Origin of the sequence: Paenibacillus macerans (assembly GCF_050565405.1) — a bacterium.
Classification (GTDB): Bacteria; Bacillota; Bacilli; order Paenibacillales; family Paenibacillaceae; genus Fontibacillus; species Fontibacillus macerans_B.
On record NZ_JBNYYG010000006.1, the window covers coordinates 23,385 to 39,438 of the forward strand.

Below are 16,054 nucleotides of genomic sequence, written 5' to 3' on the forward strand. Positions count from 1 at the left end.
ATGTGAACTGAGTATGAATGGGGGGAATTACTCGCGATAACTGTGATAGGGAAGGGTTACGCTGATCTCCGTCCCGGCGCCGAGGCGGCTTCGTACGGCGATCGTTCCTTGATGCAGTCCGACGATCTTCTTGGCGATGGCCAGCCCGAGCCCGTTGCCGCCTTGAGCGCGGCTGCGCGAGCGGTCCGCCTTGTAGAATCGCTCGAACATATGCGGCTGGTCCTCCTCGGAAATGCCGATCCCGGTATCCCGGATCGAGACCACGACCTGATTCACGTCCTGTCGAAGGCGGATGGATACCGTGCCTTCCTCGGGCGTGAATTTGAGGCTGTTGCCGATCAGGTTGATCCACACTTGTTCCAACCCGTCGCGGTCGCCGGCGATCTGCACGACGGGCAGCTCCAGATCCATCCGGATGCGCTTGGCCGACCATTGCGGCTCGAAGGCCACGACCGTTTGTCGAAGCTGCTCGTCGAGACGGTAGGTGACCGGATGAAACGGGTGGTGCTCCGACTCCAGCGAGGCGAGCTTCAGCAGGTTTTCGCTCATCCGCGACATCCGTTCGCTTTCGGCCATGATGATGTCCAGGTAGCGGTCCCGGGCTTCGGCGTCCAGTTGCTCTTCCTTCAGCGCTTTGGCAAACCCGCGAATGGAGGTCAGCGGCGATTGGATTTCATGCGACACGTTGGATACGAAGTCCTGGCGCATTTGCTCCAGCTGCCGCAGCTGGCGGCGCATCTCGTCGAAGCTCTGCACCAGCACCCCCAGCTCGTCCTTGCGCTTCACTTTCAAGTCCGTGCTGAAATCGCCCTTCGCCATCCGCCGGGTGGCTTCCGTCATTTTGCGCAGCGGTTGGACCAGGAAGCCGGCCTCCACGATAAAAAACAGGCTTCCCCCCGCCAGTACGATCCCGATCATCGTCCAGATCATATCGTTTACCGGGTATCCGATCCGATTGGCCGAATTGGGCTGGATGAACAGGGCATAGCGTTCGCCCCCGTTTTCGAAGCTCAGACCGACGTAGACGTCGTTCCGGCCGACCCGACCCCGCACGTCCTGGCCCTGCAGCACCCGGTTCACCTGATCGTCCGGGATGTCGGCCTCCGGCGCGGAGCCGTACATTTCCAATTTGCCGCTGCCGTCGAAGATTTCCACGCTGATCGCCCCGGTCAAATCCCGGATGTCGTTCATCACCAGCGCCCGGTTGTCGAAGCCGGCGCGATCGTAAATGCGAATCAGCCCTTGGCCGAGCAACACCATGCTGTCCTGCGTTTGCTCCTGGACCGATTTTTCGTACAGATAGCCTGTAATGATCGCCGACGTCACCAAGCTGACCACGATGGCGGAGAGGAACATGAGCACGATGCGGATATAGAGCGATTTGATCATTTCTCCACCTCCAGCCGGTAACCCAGGCCATAGACCGTTTCGATGCGGAAGGGAGCGGGCGAACCGGCGCCGCCGGCGAAACGTTCCCGCAGCCGCTTGATGTGCACGTCGACCGTGCGGTCATCCCCCTCGTAATCGGGGCCCCAGATTTGTTCGATCAATTGCTCGCGCGTAAAAATCTGCCCCGGATAGCTGCCGAGCTTAAACAACAGCTCGAATTCCTTGGGCGGCAGGGTCAATTCTTCCTCGCCGCGGGTCGCCTTGTAGGTTTGGCGGTTGAGCCAAACGTTTCCGAGCTGGACGCTTTGGGAAGCGGCGATTTTGTACCGCTTGAGCAAGGCCTTGACGCGTACGACCAGCTCAAGCGGATCAAACGGCTTGACCAGGTAATCGTCGGTGCCGAGGTTAAATCCTTTGATTTTCTGCCCGGTTTCGCCTTTGGCCGTCACCATCAGCAGGGGCGTATCGGGATATCGCCGCCGCAGCTCGCTGCACAGGTCCCAGCCGTCCATTACCGGCATCATGATGTCGAGCACCGCCAGGTCGGCCGGGGCTTGTTCCATTTTTTCCAGCGCGTCGGCCCCGTTGTCGGCCTGAATCAGGTCGAACCCTTCCTTGGATAAATACAAGCCGATCAATTCGCGTATATAGGGATCGTCATCAACGATCATAATCTTGGCCATGGGCTTTAATCTTCCTCCTTCTTCCGTCTCTCTTGCAGGATATCAATAGATTACCAGTTCCCGGTAGAAGCATTCAATAGTTGCCGGTTCCGCGGATAGCTGATGCGGCTCCGGATATGGTAAGATAGAGGGAGCAAAAGCCCATGGCTGAAAGTTTGGGGTGAACGGGAGTCATGCAAGGGAAAATTTTGGTAGTGGACGATGAGAAGCCGATTGCGGATATTTTGAAATTCAATCTGGAAAAAGAGGGCTACGAAGTTGTGCTGGCCTTCGACGGCATCAAAGCGGTCGAGCTGGCGTTCTCCGAACAGCCGGATCTCATCCTGCTCGATTTGATGCTGCCCGGCAAAGACGGGATGGACGTGTGTCGGGAGGTGCGCGCCAAGCTGCAGACGCCGATCATCATGCTGACGGCCAAGGACGGGGAGATCGACAAGGTGCTGGGCCTGGAGCTGGGCGCCGACGATTACGTTACCAAGCCGTTCAGCACGCGCGAGCTGCTGGCCCGGGTCAAGGCGCAGATGCGCCGCCAGCAGAAGCCCGCGGCCGCTGAGGGCGCGGAGGAAACCAAGCAGGGCATCACCCTGTTCGAGCTGTTTATCGACACGGACATGTATACGGTCCATAAGAACGGCGAGCCGCTGGATCTGACGCACCGGGAGTTTGAACTGGTGCATTACCTGGTCAAGAACGCCGGGAAAGTGATGACGCGCGAGCACCTGCTGCAAGCGGTGTGGGGCTTCGAATATTTCGGCGACGTACGGACGGTCGACGTAACCATTCGCCGGCTGCGGGAGAAGATCGAGAAGGACCCGAGCAAGCCGGAATATATTTTGACGCGGCGGGGACTGGGTTATATGATGCGGAGCTCCAAGGCGGGTGGATTCTAGGATGAATCTGCCTTCCTTCTTCCGCACGATCCAGGCCAAGCTGATCATCATATACGTGCTGCTGATCCTGATTGCGATGCAACTGATCGGGGTCTATTTCGTGAGCGCGATGAAAACCTCGCTGACCAGCAACTTCACCAAGGAGCTGCAGGAGCGGGCGGAACTGCTCTCCGTGCTGGCGGCGCAAAACCTGGGCGTGACCGGAGAGTCGGCGGAGGAATCGATGGAGAACCTGCGCGTGCTGGTCAACAACTTGTTTAACATCAACGGCGCGGAAATTCAGGTCCTGGACGCGAGCGGCAAGGTGCTGACGACGTCCAAGCCCTCGCACGCCGATTACGTGGGCACGAAGAATACGCAAACCGTGGTCAGCCGGGCCCTGCAGGGCATTCGCGACAACGAGGAATACATCATCGACGAGGACAACATCCGCAAGAAAGTCGTGGCCAAGCCGGTCGTGAGCGGCGGGAAAATCGTCGGCGCGATCTACATCGCGGCCTCCATGAGCGATTTGTACAGCACGATGGAGCGGATTAACAACATCTTTATTTCCGGGATATTGCTGGCGCTGGGACTGACGGCCGTGCTCGGCGTCATTCTAGCCCATACGATCACGTCGCCGATCAAGGAATTGACCCGGCGGGCCACCGCGGTGGCCGAAGGGGAGTTCCACCAGAAGATGCCTGTGCTCGGCAACGACGAAATCGGGCAGCTCAGCAAAGCGTTCAACTACATGACCAGCCGCCTGCGCGATGCGCTCGCGCAAAACGAAGAGGAGAAGGAGAAGCTTGCTTCAATTCTGACGAACATGAGCGACGGGGTGATCGCGACCGACGAGAACGGTCGGGTCATCCTGATGAACCGGCGGGCGAGCGAAATGCTGATGGTAGAGGACCGACCGGTCGATGGAATTGATATCATGTCCCTGCTGCATTTGCCGCCGGAGGAGCAGGGCGTGCTGGAGCAAGGCAGGATGCATTCGACGATTCTGGAGAACGACGCGCCGGACGGCGACGTGTTCCTGATCCGCGTGACGTTTACGCCGATCCACCGGCGGGAAATCGGGATCATCGGGACGATCGCCGTGCTACAGGACGTCACGGAGCAGGAGAAGCTGGAGGCGTCGCGGCGCGAATTCGTGGCGAACGTCTCGCATGAGCTGCGCACGCCGCTGACGACGATCAAGAGCTACACGGAGGCGTTGGAGGATGGCGCGATGGAGGATCCGGAGCTCGGGTCTCGCTTCATCTCCGTCATCCAGAACCAGACCGAGCGGATGATCCGCCTCGTCACCGATCTCTTGCACCTGTCGCGGCTCGACTCCCAGGAGGCCCAGCTGCGCAAGCAGCCGACGAACGTGATGGAAATGCTGGAGGAAGTGGCGGACCGGTTTTCTTTTCAGATGCAGGAAAAGGATATCAAGCCTACGCTGTTTATCGCCAGCGACGTGGATACGGCCTGGATCGACCGGGATCAAATCGACCAGGTGCTGGACAACCTGATCTCCAATGCGATGAAATACACACCGGAAGGCGGTGCCATCGCGTTGGAGGCTCGCCTTACCGATGACCGCCAGCTGGCCGTATCGGTGGAGGATAACGGGATCGGGATTCCGAAGAAGGACCTGGACCGGATATTCGAACGTTTTTACCGCGTGGACAAAGCGCGTTCGCGGAATATGGGCGGCACGGGCCTCGGCCTGTCGATTGCCCGGGAAATTGTGAAGGCGCACGGCGGGACCATCTCGCTGCAGTCGGAATTCGGCAAGGGCACCAAGGTGACCTTTACGCTGCCGATGGAGAAGCAAGGAGGCGAAGCGCGGTGAAGGAGAGGGTCAAATCGCTGGCGCTGGCCTTACTGGTCGCGTGCAGCCTGGTGCAAAGCTATTTTCTGATCTACCAATTGCCGGGGAGCAATCCGGTGGTGAAATCGGAGAGCGACTACATCCGCACGGAAAACATGGGGACGACCCTGGAGGCGGAGGCGATGCTGTTTCCGGCGCAAATCGCCGTGCATATGGGCGAGGAGCGGCACACCGTGTTTTACCCGGACTCTACGTTTTACAATTTGATTTATTCCCGGCTCAAAGGCCGCCAGTTTGACGGATTTCAGCGGTATGATATCGACAATATCGACTGGACGGACATCCGCGGCAAGCATGTCGGCGTGGAGCTGGAATTCGGCGGGGGCGTCCCGGTGGCCCTGCTGCAGAAGGTGATGCAGGTTGCGCCCGATCCGCTGTTCGACGCGGAGAATATCAACCGCCTGCTCATTTACAACACGGGGACGGAAGATCAGGTGCGCGTCTTCTTCTTCAGCTCGCAGGGGGATGTGGTGTATGAGGCGACCAAAGCCGACCTGACGGTGCAGGACGTGCAGCAGCAGGTGGATTTCGGCAAGGATTGGGTGCCGTACACGCTGACGGATGGGTACTACGTCCCTGAGGAAGCGGTCGATATGGTCGAAACCGGCCTCGACATTGGGCTTTATACGACGGAGCAGATGCAGCGAAACTTGTTCTTCGACCCCAGCATCACCCGCTATATCCGGGAAAAAGACGGCTCCGAGATTTACACGGACAGCAAGCGCAGCCTCCAGGTGAAACAGGATCGCAACTGGATCAATTACACCGATCCGGCAGCGCCTTCGGCGGGTGAGAACAGCCCGAGCAAAAACGTGCTGTCGGCGGTCGACTTCGTCAACGATCACGGCGGTTGGAACGGCAAATACCGGTTGGAGCAAACCGATGACGGGGTGGATAAAGACCAGCATCGGGTCGTGTTCCAGCAGTATTACGGGACCGGACAGTTCGGGGCTTTTCCGATCATCGACCTGTCGTCGTTCCACTACGGGGCGATCTCGCTGGAAATGCGCCAAGGCACGATCACCGGCTACGAGCGTTCGCTCATCTACGGCGCGGGCGGAACCTGGGAGAAGAAAGTCGTCTCCCTGCCGGGCGGCAAGTTGCTGCAAGAGCAGATCGCGGCGCTGAAGACGGAAGCGGGCATCGCCGGGCTGTACCCGGCCTATCTGCCTTCGCTCACCGAACAAGGCTTGCTGCTGAAGCCGATGTGGGTGGTCGAGCTCAGCAACGGGGCGACGCGGGTGCTAAGCTTGGGCCCGGTCGAGGAGTAGCGGCAGCAGGGCGCAACTTGTAACGGACTCCAGAGGCGCTAAATGGCGCTATATGGGCAGTATTGAAATGTAACGGACCCAGGAGACGTTATTTTATTCAAATTATCGCCAATCGTCTCATTTGGAGCCGAATAAGATCCGTAGAGTCCGTTAGGTTGGGAAATAGCCGGGAAATGGACGGATAACGTCTCTACGGTCCGTTACGGGAACGGCCGCCCGTGGTAACGGTACGTTTTGGAGCAGCACGGAGAACATGGACCGTCCGCTAAGAGTGGCGGCCAGTGATAACGTTACGGACGCAACAGTCACCGGCAGCGGTCATTGTCCGTACGGCACAAGGTTTTATGGTACGCGCGGGTTACGGCAGGCGCAGAACGCGGACAAGATGTTGCCTGACTGGACGCTTTGCTTGCAGGCGCGGCATCCTAAGCCGCATACAAAAACGAAGGGAGGATGAATCATGGATTGGGGTCGTGCGAAAAACGTGCTGATCTATGCTTTTTTGCTGCTGAACCTGGTGCTCGGCTATCAGCTGTGGAACGATTTGCGGGAGCAGAGGGACTCCAATCTGGATATCACCACCCTCGAGAACAATACGCAAAAAGCGATGGACGAGAAGCAAATCCGGGTATTGGCCAAAATTCCGACCGACACGCCGGAGCTGCCGAAGATTGCTTACCGGTTCGTGGACGGGGAGCAAAACGGCAAAATGGTCGATCTGGCGGCGCCGGTCGACAGCAAGCTGATTTTTACGCCGCGGGATTTGGCCGCCGCCTTGAAGAACAGCCTGCCGGACATCGAAAGCTATCGTTACGACGAGGTGGCGAGCAGTTCGGACGTATTCGTCCTGCACCCGTTGGTCGACGGGAAATGGCCGCTGTTCAAAATCGAGCTGAAGCTGTATAACAGCAATCAGAAGATCATTTCGTACCAGCGCCAGGCGATCGAGATTACCTATCCGGTGGAGGAGAAGCCGCAGCAGGTGTTGTCGGCCTCGAAGGCGCTCGGCAACCTGATCGAGAACTTCCTGCCGGAGGGTTCGGTCGTAACCGAGGCGGAGCTCGGTTATTACGGGGAAGTGTTTGACTCGGACGCCCATCTGCCGGCCTCCCCGGCGTGGAGGTTCATGCTGGAGAGCGGCAAGGAGTATTACGTGCAAGGGATCAGCGGAGACGTGATCAGTCCGAACACAGAGAAGACGAAGGAGTAATGGGAGATTATGGGGATACGATTTTCGGTGCTGTCGAGCGGTTCGACAGGCAATGCAACGTTGGTCGCTAATGGGGAAGTCACGCTGATGGTCGATGCCGGGTTCAGCGCGAAACGAATCGATGAGCTGATGCTGGAGCGCGGAGTGACCGGTCAGGAACTGAGCGGCATTCTGGTGACGCATGAGCATTCCGATCATATCAAAGGCCTGGGCGCGGTGGCGCGAAAATATAATCTTCCGATCTATGCGAACGAGAAGACCTGGACGGCCATGGAAAAAACGATCGGCGTGATTCCGGACGAGCACCGCTGCGTGCTGGGCACCGGAGAAACCCGCGATTTCGGTTCGCTGCGGGTCGAGTCGTTCGGGATTTCGCATGACGCCGCCGAGCCGGTCGGCTACAACTTCTACGACGGCAAGGAGAAGCTGAGCGTGTGCACCGACCTCGGTTATGCCAGCGACAAGGTGAAGGAAGCGATCTGCGACGCGGACGTGCTGGTACTCGAGGCCAACCACGATATCGAGATGCTGCGGATGGGCCGTTACCCGTGGAACATTAAGCGCCGCATCCTCGGCGATTTGGGCCACTTGTCCAACGACGCGACCGGGGAGCTGATGAGCGAGATCCTGAACGGCCGGCTGAAGCGGACGTACCTGGCCCACCTCAGCCGCGAGCATAACATGCTCGACCTGGCCAAAATGTCCGTCCGCGGCGCCATGGAGGATCGCGGCTGCTTCTTCAAGGACAGCGAGTTCAAGCTGTGCGAGACGTACTACGACCGCCCGACGCCGTGGGACGTGCTGAGCGAGCGGTAAGGACGTCGGAGGGCAGTGCCCCGATATAGTGGGGGGTCCGGAGCCGGGTAACGCTTTTCGGCTCCCAAAGAGGCGTTTTCAGCAGTTAGGCGCTCGATAAGGTCGCCTTGGTCCGTGACGGGCCAAGGGGTGGCTATCTATAGGGCCCGTGTATTGTTGTCTCTGCATGCTCCTTTGCACGATTATCCCTCTCGGTAAGGGAGCAGGGGCGGGGGTTAGGAGAAAGGATACAGACCGCACGGGAGATCAAGCAAGCACAAGATGCGGTGGAAACGAAAAGACCGTGAGTTTGCTGCAGTATAAAACCCTTCCGTCTGAGATGATACCTGCCTCGACATGCGACCCCCAACCCGCCTCTTTGTCCTAAACCTGTCTCATGATCTCGAACCGATCTGTTTCTCTGCCACCTGATCAAACGGTATAATCGTGCAAAAGCGTCCGGACAACAAGTGTTGATCTTACGCCAAAATCGGTTGCCGGCTTTGACTGTCAAGCACGGTTTATTAGGTTGAGGCGGAATTTGGGCATGAAATGGAAATTTTACACATTCGGAATCCATTTTAAAACCTTCAATAAGCCAGTCCTTAACCTTTAATTCATTATCATCAATCGTCCTATATAATAAAAGTGGTGCCCATTCTACAAAGTTACTGCCGTTTGCTATAATCAATGCTTCTAGCCAATCTTTAAAGCCCATACATAAATAATTGAATTCCGAGCCACCTGACTGAATAAATATATTTTTTCTCTACTCGACTAGTATCAAGAAATACCAGGCATGAAGGACAGCGTGCAATAGGTAATAAATGTGGAGCAATATCGGGGATTTATACTATAAATTTCAGTGTATTCTCCAAAGCCAATATCAAATAATTTAGCTCCATTGTGGAAGAGTAAGAAATCAACATAATATTGAGCTAGAAGAAGTTTATATTTTTCGGAAAGAAAAGGGACATCCTCTTTACCGGCAGGAGCGGAAAACTCAAATTTTGCTTTTTCAACGGTTCCGCCCATAATTTGGAGGGGGAATTCATTGTTTTCATTAATTCTTTGCCATAATCCTATCCAAATAAAATGTAGGGATCCTGTAATAATCAAACCCTCTTATTGACCATAGGTATATTAAACCATATTATAGAATTATATGGTTAATAATACCATCCGTTAGTTTATGACGTAAGGGAGGTGTTTGTTTGGAGCCAGTGGTTACGATTCGTGCGCAGCTAGAAGACTTTTTGATACAGAATCACTTGACGCTTAGTCAGTTTGCCGAAATATCGCAGATCAATGCCGGAACGCTAAGCGGTATTATCAATGGTCATCGCCCTATTGCCATGCATCAGCTTGACCGGATCACTTCGGGGATGGGGTTGGTTGAAGGATTTTTTTACGAAAAGTATATTGATGAATGTTTTTTCCAAGCCACGCCGGACTGGCGTAGACTAGGGCCCTTTTTGCATCGCTGTGCCGAATTGAATAAGCTGGATTGTATTAAGCAAGCTGTTCGATTATTGATGGATAACCTGGCCTACATACCGTTACTCTTTAACTTGGCCGAACAACTTTTTCACGAAGGCAGTTTGCAGTCGGCTGCCGTACTTTATGAATGTATAGCGGAAAGTGAACCGAAACAGCATTCCGAGCGGCTGGCGCTTTGCCACTATCGATTATTTACGCTGGGCTTATCCAAAGATCAGAATCGAAATTTATTGCTGGCTTCACAATTTGAATATTTTGCGGATCGCCTCGACGAACCCTATCAATTGGATGCGCTTAATGATTTAATCAATGTATTTCTTTCACTGCGACGATGGGATAAGGTAAAGGTTCTGGCGGAGAAATTAAAGATTAAAGCAACCATTCATTACGAGTTAAATGGCCGAAAAAAATCAGCGGAAACCCAAAAACAGATTGTTTTTTATATTATGTATGCCTATTTAGAACTGGGCGATGCGCATTTCAATTTAGAAGATTATGAGAATGCTTTATATCATGTCTCCTTCTATTCGGATTGCAGTTGGGTGAAAAAACCCAATGAAGAAGAACTGGCTACAATTCTCCAGTTTCAGGAATGGGCTGAGGGCAATCGCTATTTGTATCAATTAATGTCCGGTAATATGGAGATTCTTCCGGAATATATGAAGTATATTTCTACCAGGGAAAACGAAGTATTCCCAGCCTTATGCGAAATTGTGGTCGCAGCTAATAAGTTTGATATGAACATCGATTTTGTGCTTGAGCAATACGAGCCCTATTTAAAGTATCAAGAGCAAAACAGCCGTATTGGCAAGATTAGCGAGCTTTATACCGATGACCGATATTTACGTTTACTAACGGGTTTGGGAGTGTATTTTTTAAAGAAAAAAGATTTTGAACGAGGATTGGAGTGGGTTCTGGACGGTTTTGCATTTGCTATTGAAATTTGTAGTGGACACGGTATGCTAAAAAGTGTAGGTCTATTTGAACAATACCGAGATTTTGTAACTGAAGCAGCGAACCGGCGGTACAAAATTTTAATAGGTGAGGTGCAAAAACTGAATGAAGAGAAAATTGGCTTTAGTGGTAGCTGCATGTAGTTTGATGGTTGCCGCGGCGATCCCGGCTACTAGTCTTATCCCTACTGGAAAGCAGACCATTCCTATTGTTATTACCACTTATTCTCACGGTTCGGGAAGTTAAATATCAATAAGACTCAAATAAAGAAAGCATCTCCAGATCAGAAAATCCGGGATGCTTTCTTTTTCTAGTTGTGATTTGAATATACGAGGTTACTATAGCACCCCTACAGCTCCCACCCCGGCAAATAAGCCTTGGTGTTGTTCAGCATCGTCGCGAACAGCTCCTCCGTTTGGTCCGGGGTCAGGCCGGAGAGCAGCGGATCGTTCAGGAAGGCGCGGAAAGCCAGGGACCGGTCTTTGGCCAAGGCCGCCTTCAGGATGGCTTCCTGATTGTAGACGTGGCGGGTGACGAGGTTGTTGATGTCTTCCGGCAGGCCGCCGGCCAGCACCGGCTGGACGCTGTCCGCGCCGAACACGGCGTTGGTTTCGACGACGGCGTTCCGCGGCAGCGAAGCCATTTGGCCGCGGTTCGGCAGGTTGACGTTGGTGACCATCGGGGCGCTGGCGCCGGTCAAGCTGCGCAGCATGGCGATGCCTTCTTCGCCGCTGGATTTGAGCGAGAACGTTTCTTCGCCGGCGACAAGGCGGCGGCTGCGTTCCCGCAGCTTCTGCAGGTTGTCGATCCGCCACGATACGGGCGTCAGGCCGAACTTCCACTGTTTGACGTGCTCCGGACTGCGCAAATACCAGGTGTTTGGCATGAATTCGGCGAGATGGCGGTCGCCGGCCGCGGCGATCAGGTTGAAGCGGCGGAACAGGTCGAAGTGGATACGGTTAGCCGACGTAAAGCTGTTGTTCATCCAGTGGTCTTTTTGCCCGTGGCCGCTAAAGCCTTCCTCGGCGTACTTCTCGGCAAAAGCCCGGTACACCGGGAACAGGTCGGTGCCGCGGTAGGAGGCGCGGTCGAGCCAGGTGAAATGGTTGATGCCCAGGACGTTGACTTCGATGTCCTGGCGGCGGACGTCGGACAGCCCCTCCATATCCTGCAGCATCTCGGCCAGCAACTCCTGCGTGCCGAACACCTCGTGGCAGCAGCCGAAGGCTTTGATGCCCGGGAACACTTCGTACAGCGTACGGGTCAGCACGCTCATCGGGTTGGTATAGTTGATGACCCAAGCGTTAGGCGAGTGGTCGCGGATCGCCTCGGCGATTTCCACGTACATCGGGATGCTTCGCAAGGCGCGAATCGCTCCGCCCGGTCCTACGGTATCGCCGACGGACTGGTACACGCCGTACGCTTCCGGCGCATGCACGTCGGACCGCATTTCCTCGAACGTCCCCGGAAGGATGGAGATGATGACGAAGTCGGCGCCCTTCAGCGCTTCCGGCAACGTCCGAACCGCTTCGTATTGCCAGCGGCTCACTGCCTCCGGATGATCTTGCAAGCGGTTACCAATGACTTCGTTGGCTTGGGCCGCTGCAAAGTCGATATCATATAAGGCCACATTGCCGGACAGCGCTGGTTCGAGGGCTAAATCGCTCATCAAACCCCAGGCCCAGCCGCGGGAGCCCCCTCCGATATACGCGATTTTCAGATTTTTTATGGTCGATGCCTCATGCATGTTAAGTCACTCCCTTGTTTTGGTGTTACAATAAACATAGAGCAAAATCGGCAAAGTTACCGCACGAATATTGCTGATTTCCACCTGAACTCTACATTTTTTGCTGCAATAGAGAAAGGCTTAGCGGGTCTCGAAACCCGCGGAATTCATCAGGCAGGCAAGGGGGGGACGAAAATGAACATGGAGGGACAGCTGGCGCCCATACGCCGCCATTTCAGCATCGAGGCGGCCAAGCAGCCCGGACGGTTTTCCATGGACGGGGAGCATTTCCACGATGCCTGGGAGATTTATTATCTTGCCTCGGGGGAGCGCTGTTATTTCATCAAGGATCAAACGTATCATCTCCGCGCCGGCGATTTGGTGCTGATTCCGATGAACGTGCTGCACAAGACGTCGCCTTCGGGGAGGCTGTCGCAGCCGCATGAACGGATCCTGGTCAATTTCCGCACAGAGGCGATCAGCTCGCTTCTGCCCGGGCGGGAGGAGGAGCTGGGCCGGCTGTTCGGCCGTTTCCCGGTCATCCGGCTGAGCGCCGAGGAGCAGAACCTCGTGCAGCCGTTGCTGGCCCGCATGCTGGCCGAGCAGAAGCAGCAGGAAAGCGGCTACGAGGAGTACTGCCGCCTGCTCCTGTCCCAACTGCTGCTGAGCCTGCTCCGCCTGGCGCAGAACCGGCCAAGCAATGACGGCGAAGGAGAAGCGGAGGCGGGGAAGCGCCCGTACCGGGAAGTTACCGAGGTGGCCCGGTACATCAACGCGCATTACGAAGAGAACCTGAGCTTGAGCGGGCTGGCGGGCCGGTTCCATATCAGCGCGTATTACCTCAGCCACATTTTCCCCCGGGTGACGGGGCTGACGCTGGTCGCGTACATCAACCGCGTCCGCGTCGAAGAGGCCTGCCGCCTGCTGCGCGAGACGGAGAAGCCCGTCACCGACATCGCCTACCGCGTCGGCTATCAAAGCGTCACCCACTTTGGCCGCGTGTTCAAAAAGGCCAAAGGCGTCTCGCCGCAAGCGTACCGGCGGGAGCAGCGGCTGTTCGGGTGACGCTTGCGGCGGACAGGCGGGGCAAGCGGGGGAGGTGGGCAGATAGGGCAGGCAGGGCAACCCGTCCGGCTTACGCCGGCTGCATCGGTTCCTCCATCGCCGGTACGGCGATCTCCACCATCGTGCCGAAACCCAGCTTGCTTCGGATGCGGAAAGCAAAACGATGCTCATAGGTCAGCCGCAATCTTTTGCAGGTATTGTACAAGCCGACATGTTCGGTGCGCTCTTCATCGGAATGCAGCCGCTGCAGGAGCTCGCGCAGCTCTTCCGGCGGGATGCCGCTGCCGTTGTCGAGCACGGTGATCGTCAGCAGGTCGCCCATCCGTTTTAATTTCACTTTAATGAGGCCGTGTCCGCCTTTTTCCTTGATGCCGTGATAGATGCTGTTTTCGATCAACGGCTGCAGCACCAGCTTGATCGTGTACAGCCCGGTGATATCCTCCTCATAGTCGAACCGAACGTCGAAATTGTCCTTGTACCGTTTTTTCTGGATATTCACGTAACTGACGGTGTTGGCGATCTCTTCGCTCCAGGTGACGATCTTGGTCGGGTCGCTGAACGAATAGGACAGGATGTCCGATAAATCCTCGATCATTTCGCTCGCTTTGTTTGGCTTCCCCGTCAGCGCGACGGACTCCCAGTACACCGAATGCAGCGTGTTGTAGAGGAAATGCGGATTGATCTGGGATTGCAGCGCCAGCAGCTCCATCACCTGGAGCCGGTATTTCTTCTCCAGCAGCTGCGTTTTGATAAACCGGTGTTCGATGAAATGCGTGATCATGTTTCGGATGATGTAGGAATATTCGTCCTTGACCTTGGGCGGCGGCCCCAGCGACACGCGGCTATCGTCGGCGGATTTGATCAGTGTCCGGATCATCTTCAACTGCTTGTAGTTGCGGCGGATCAGGTAATAGGTCAGCAGGAACCCGCAGACGACGGAAATCGCGACGAAAATCAGGGTATAGTTAAAAATGCGCGTCGGCGTCTTGTACAGCTCCACATGCGGAATCACCGACACGTATTTCCACTTGTACCGTTCGGATTCGACTTTGGTCACGTTTACTTTGCCCTGCGGCGTATCCATATCGAAAAAAGACGCCGGATTGCCGGCGATCGCTTTCAGCTCCGGAGTCTGCAGACGCTTGTCAGGATGGTTGGAGAAAATAACGTGATTCTCCTCATCCAGCACGAACAGCTGTTGGCCCGGGTATTTCGTGATATCGTCGAGAATGCCTTCGATATACTTCGGCTTGATATTCAGAATGATGGCGATTTTTTGCGGCACGAGCACGTTATAGAAGGTGACGATCGGCGTCGCGTCCGATTCGAAATCGTAAAACTTGATGGCCCGGCGCGAGGTCCATTTGGCCGGCGGCCCCGTATATTCCATGAAGTCGTCATACCAGGCGGTATCGTAAAAATGGTCCAGCGTCACCAGCCCGCCCACCGACGACAAGAACCGGTCATACGGATTGTCGACGTACAGGTAAAAGGACTGGATGTACGGCTTGGAGCTGGTAAATCCGTTCAGGAAGCTGGAGATGATCCGGTAAGAGGTGGAGCTTTCATAGGTGTAATAGGGATTCTTGAGTACCGTCGACAGCTCGTTGAAGATCGAGGTATTATCGTATAGCGCGAGGTACAATGTATCCAGCTCGTTCAGGATCATTTCCAGCTGGGTTTCCGACTGGTGGAGCAGAAAGCTGCTGTTCTGGTTGATGTCCTTTTTGATATCATGCTGCGTGGTCAGGAAAGACAGCGAGCCGAGAATGACGATGGGAACGAGCAGCGGGATGAGGAAGGCCGTCAGCTGTTTAACGAAATATTTCTCTCTCATGGGCCCGTATGGCCGTTCCGGTATTCGCTGGGCGTCTGGCCGAAGTAGCTCTTAAACGTCCGCGTGAAATTTTTGGCGTTGCTGTACCCGACCCTTTCGCTGATTTCGTACGTTTTATAGCTGACGTCCCGGAGCAGGCCAACCGCCGCTTCCATTTTGGTCTTCAGCAGATAATCGGAGAAATTCTGGCCCGTTTTTTGTTTGAAAAAAAAGCTGAGGTAATTCGCGTTCATATGCACCATCCGGGCCACTTCCTCGAGCGAGGCGTCTCTATAGTTGGTGTTGACGTAGTCCTTGATCTTCTGGATGATCAGGCTTTCATCGCCCTTGGCCAGGCCGGTCTCAGGTTGGCGCGCTTCCGGAGCCGCTTCGGCTTCCATCTCTTCCTTGATCTTGCCGAACACGTCCATGAGCACATGGTATTTGGCCGGCTTGAGCACATAGTTTTTGACCCGGTAATGCAGGGCCTGCTGGGCATATTCGAAATCCCGGTACCCGCTGAGGAAGACGATTTTGATATTCCGTTTGTGGTTGTACAAATTTTCGGCGAGTTCGATCCCGGACATGACCGGCATCTTGATATCGGTCAGTACGATGTCGACGCGTTCTCCGCCGGCGATGAACCGGAGCGCTTCCTGTCCATTGTTCACCTGGCCGACCACATGAAAGCCGACTTCGCTCCACGGAAAATAACTGGACAACGCCTCCCGCGTTTCCGCCTCGTCATCCACGATCAACAGGTTATACATCCTCTCACCCCAGGTCCTCAGAAGTTGAATGTAACGGCTTACATTCATTATATCAGATCGTCCGAATCGGATTGCAAGCGATTTTATAGACGGAGGGAAACATCTGAAGAAACGATTCCTT

General features: G+C 55.2%; 13 protein-coding genes. 7 read left to right on the plus strand and 6 right to left on the minus strand.

The features are described from left to right. Positions 1-27: 27 nt before the first annotated feature. Positions 28-1,389: an ATP-binding protein gene (locus ACQ4N8_RS06560; protein ID WP_430703537.1), complete on the minus strand. Its 1,362-nt coding sequence runs from the start codon at positions 1,387-1,389 to the stop codon at positions 28-30. Beyond that, on the minus strand, positions 1,386-2,072 hold the full coding sequence (locus ACQ4N8_RS06565; RefSeq protein WP_430703538.1) for a response regulator transcription factor: 687 nt from the start codon (positions 2,070-2,072) through the stop codon (positions 1,386-1,388). Before ACQ4N8_RS06565 ends, ACQ4N8_RS06560 begins: the two co-directional genes overlap by 4 nt. 173 nt (positions 2,073-2,245) lie before the next feature. Between ACQ4N8_RS06565 and yycF the strand changes: the two genes are divergently transcribed. From yycF to ACQ4N8_RS06590, 5 genes are all read left to right on the plus strand, one after another. Next, positions 2,246-2,962 (plus strand): response regulator YycF, encoded by a 717-nt coding sequence (yycF, locus tag ACQ4N8_RS06570; protein WP_430703539.1) that lies wholly within the window; start codon positions 2,246-2,248, stop codon positions 2,960-2,962. A 76-nt stretch (positions 2,963-3,038) separates the two neighbouring features. Then, positions 3,039-4,787: a cell wall metabolism sensor histidine kinase WalK gene (walK, locus tag ACQ4N8_RS06575; protein WP_430703638.1), complete on the plus strand. Its 1,749-nt coding sequence runs from the start codon at positions 3,039-3,041 to the stop codon at positions 4,785-4,787. Further along, positions 4,784-6,097, plus strand: coding sequence for a YycH family regulatory protein (locus ACQ4N8_RS06580; protein ID WP_430703540.1), 1,314 nt, complete (start codon positions 4,784-4,786; stop codon positions 6,095-6,097). Before walK ends, ACQ4N8_RS06580 begins: the two co-directional genes overlap by 4 nt. A gap of 460 nt (positions 6,098-6,557) precedes the next feature. Next, a complete protein-coding gene (yycI, locus tag ACQ4N8_RS06585) occupies positions 6,558-7,307 on the plus strand; it encodes a two-component system regulatory protein YycI (protein WP_430703541.1) in 750 nt (249 codons plus the stop codon). 9 nt (positions 7,308-7,316) lie between these two features. Continuing rightward, positions 7,317-8,123, plus strand: a complete 807-nt coding sequence (locus ACQ4N8_RS06590) for an MBL fold metallo-hydrolase (protein WP_430703542.1) — start codon at positions 7,317-7,319, stop codon at positions 8,121-8,123. Between the two features lie 762 nt (positions 8,124-8,885). On the opposite strand, the gene ACQ4N8_RS06595 is transcribed toward ACQ4N8_RS06590, so the two are convergent. Next, positions 8,886-9,221, minus strand: coding sequence for a hypothetical protein (locus ACQ4N8_RS06595; protein WP_430703543.1), 336 nt, complete (start codon positions 9,219-9,221; stop codon positions 8,886-8,888). 104 nt (positions 9,222-9,325) lie between these two features. Between ACQ4N8_RS06595 and ACQ4N8_RS06600 the strand changes: the two genes are divergently transcribed. Continuing rightward, positions 9,326-10,699, plus strand: a complete 1,374-nt coding sequence (locus tag ACQ4N8_RS06600) for a transcriptional regulator (RefSeq protein ID WP_430703639.1) — start codon at positions 9,326-9,328, stop codon at positions 10,697-10,699. Positions 10,700-10,905: 206 nt separating this feature from the next. Here the strand turns inward: ACQ4N8_RS06600 and ACQ4N8_RS06605 are convergent, their stop codons facing one another. Continuing rightward, the gene (locus ACQ4N8_RS06605) at positions 10,906-12,303 is read right to left on the minus strand and encodes an alpha-glucosidase/alpha-galactosidase (protein ID WP_430703544.1); all 1,398 of its coding nucleotides are present in this window, start codon (positions 12,301-12,303) and stop codon (positions 10,906-10,908) included. Positions 12,304-12,477: 174 nt separating this feature from the next. Here ACQ4N8_RS06605 and ACQ4N8_RS06610 point away from each other — a divergent pair, with 174 nt between their 5' ends. Next, on the plus strand, positions 12,478-13,347 hold the full coding sequence (locus tag ACQ4N8_RS06610; RefSeq protein WP_430703545.1) for an AraC family transcriptional regulator: 870 nt from the start codon (positions 12,478-12,480) through the stop codon (positions 13,345-13,347). Between the two features lie 70 nt (positions 13,348-13,417). Here the strand turns inward: ACQ4N8_RS06610 and ACQ4N8_RS06615 are convergent, their stop codons facing one another. Both ACQ4N8_RS06615 and ACQ4N8_RS06620 read right to left on the minus strand, forming a co-directional pair. Then, on the minus strand, positions 13,418-15,184 hold the full coding sequence (locus ACQ4N8_RS06615; protein ID WP_430703546.1) for a sensor histidine kinase: 1,767 nt from the start codon (positions 15,182-15,184) through the stop codon (positions 13,418-13,420). Next, positions 15,181-15,933, minus strand: coding sequence for a response regulator transcription factor (locus ACQ4N8_RS06620; RefSeq protein WP_430703547.1), 753 nt, complete (start codon positions 15,931-15,933; stop codon positions 15,181-15,183). The genes ACQ4N8_RS06615 and ACQ4N8_RS06620 overlap by 4 nt, the downstream gene beginning before the upstream one ends. Positions 15,934-16,054: the final 121 nt, after the last annotated feature.

Bases quoted from the DNA above. Each gene is read 5' to 3' on its own strand.
- ACQ4N8_RS06560 (WP_430703537.1), bottom strand. From the start codon at position 1,389: ATGATCAAATCGCTCTATATCCGCATCGTGCTCATGTTCCTCTCCGCC.
- ACQ4N8_RS06565 (WP_430703538.1), bottom strand. From the start codon at position 2,072: ATGGCCAAGATTATGATCGTTGATGACGATCCCTATATACGCGAATTG.
- yycF (WP_430703539.1), top strand. From the start codon at position 2,246: ATGCAAGGGAAAATTTTGGTAGTGGACGATGAGAAGCCGATTGCGGAT.
- walK (WP_430703638.1), top strand. From the start codon at position 3,039: ATGCAACTGATCGGGGTCTATTTCGTGAGCGCGATGAAAACCTCGCTG.
- yycI (WP_430703541.1), top strand. From the start codon at position 6,558: ATGGATTGGGGTCGTGCGAAAAACGTGCTGATCTATGCTTTTTTGCTG.
- ACQ4N8_RS06590 (WP_430703542.1), top strand. From the start codon at position 7,317: ATGGGGATACGATTTTCGGTGCTGTCGAGCGGTTCGACAGGCAATGCA.
- ACQ4N8_RS06605 (WP_430703544.1), bottom strand. From the start codon at position 12,303: ATGCATGAGGCATCGACCATAAAAAATCTGAAAATCGCGTATATCGGA.
- ACQ4N8_RS06610 (WP_430703545.1), top strand. From the start codon at position 12,478: ATGAACATGGAGGGACAGCTGGCGCCCATACGCCGCCATTTCAGCATC.
- ACQ4N8_RS06615 (WP_430703546.1), bottom strand. From the start codon at position 15,184: ATGAGAGAGAAATATTTCGTTAAACAGCTGACGGCCTTCCTCATCCCG.
- ACQ4N8_RS06620 (WP_430703547.1), bottom strand. From the start codon at position 15,933: ATGTATAACCTGTTGATCGTGGATGACGAGGCGGAAACGCGGGAGGCG.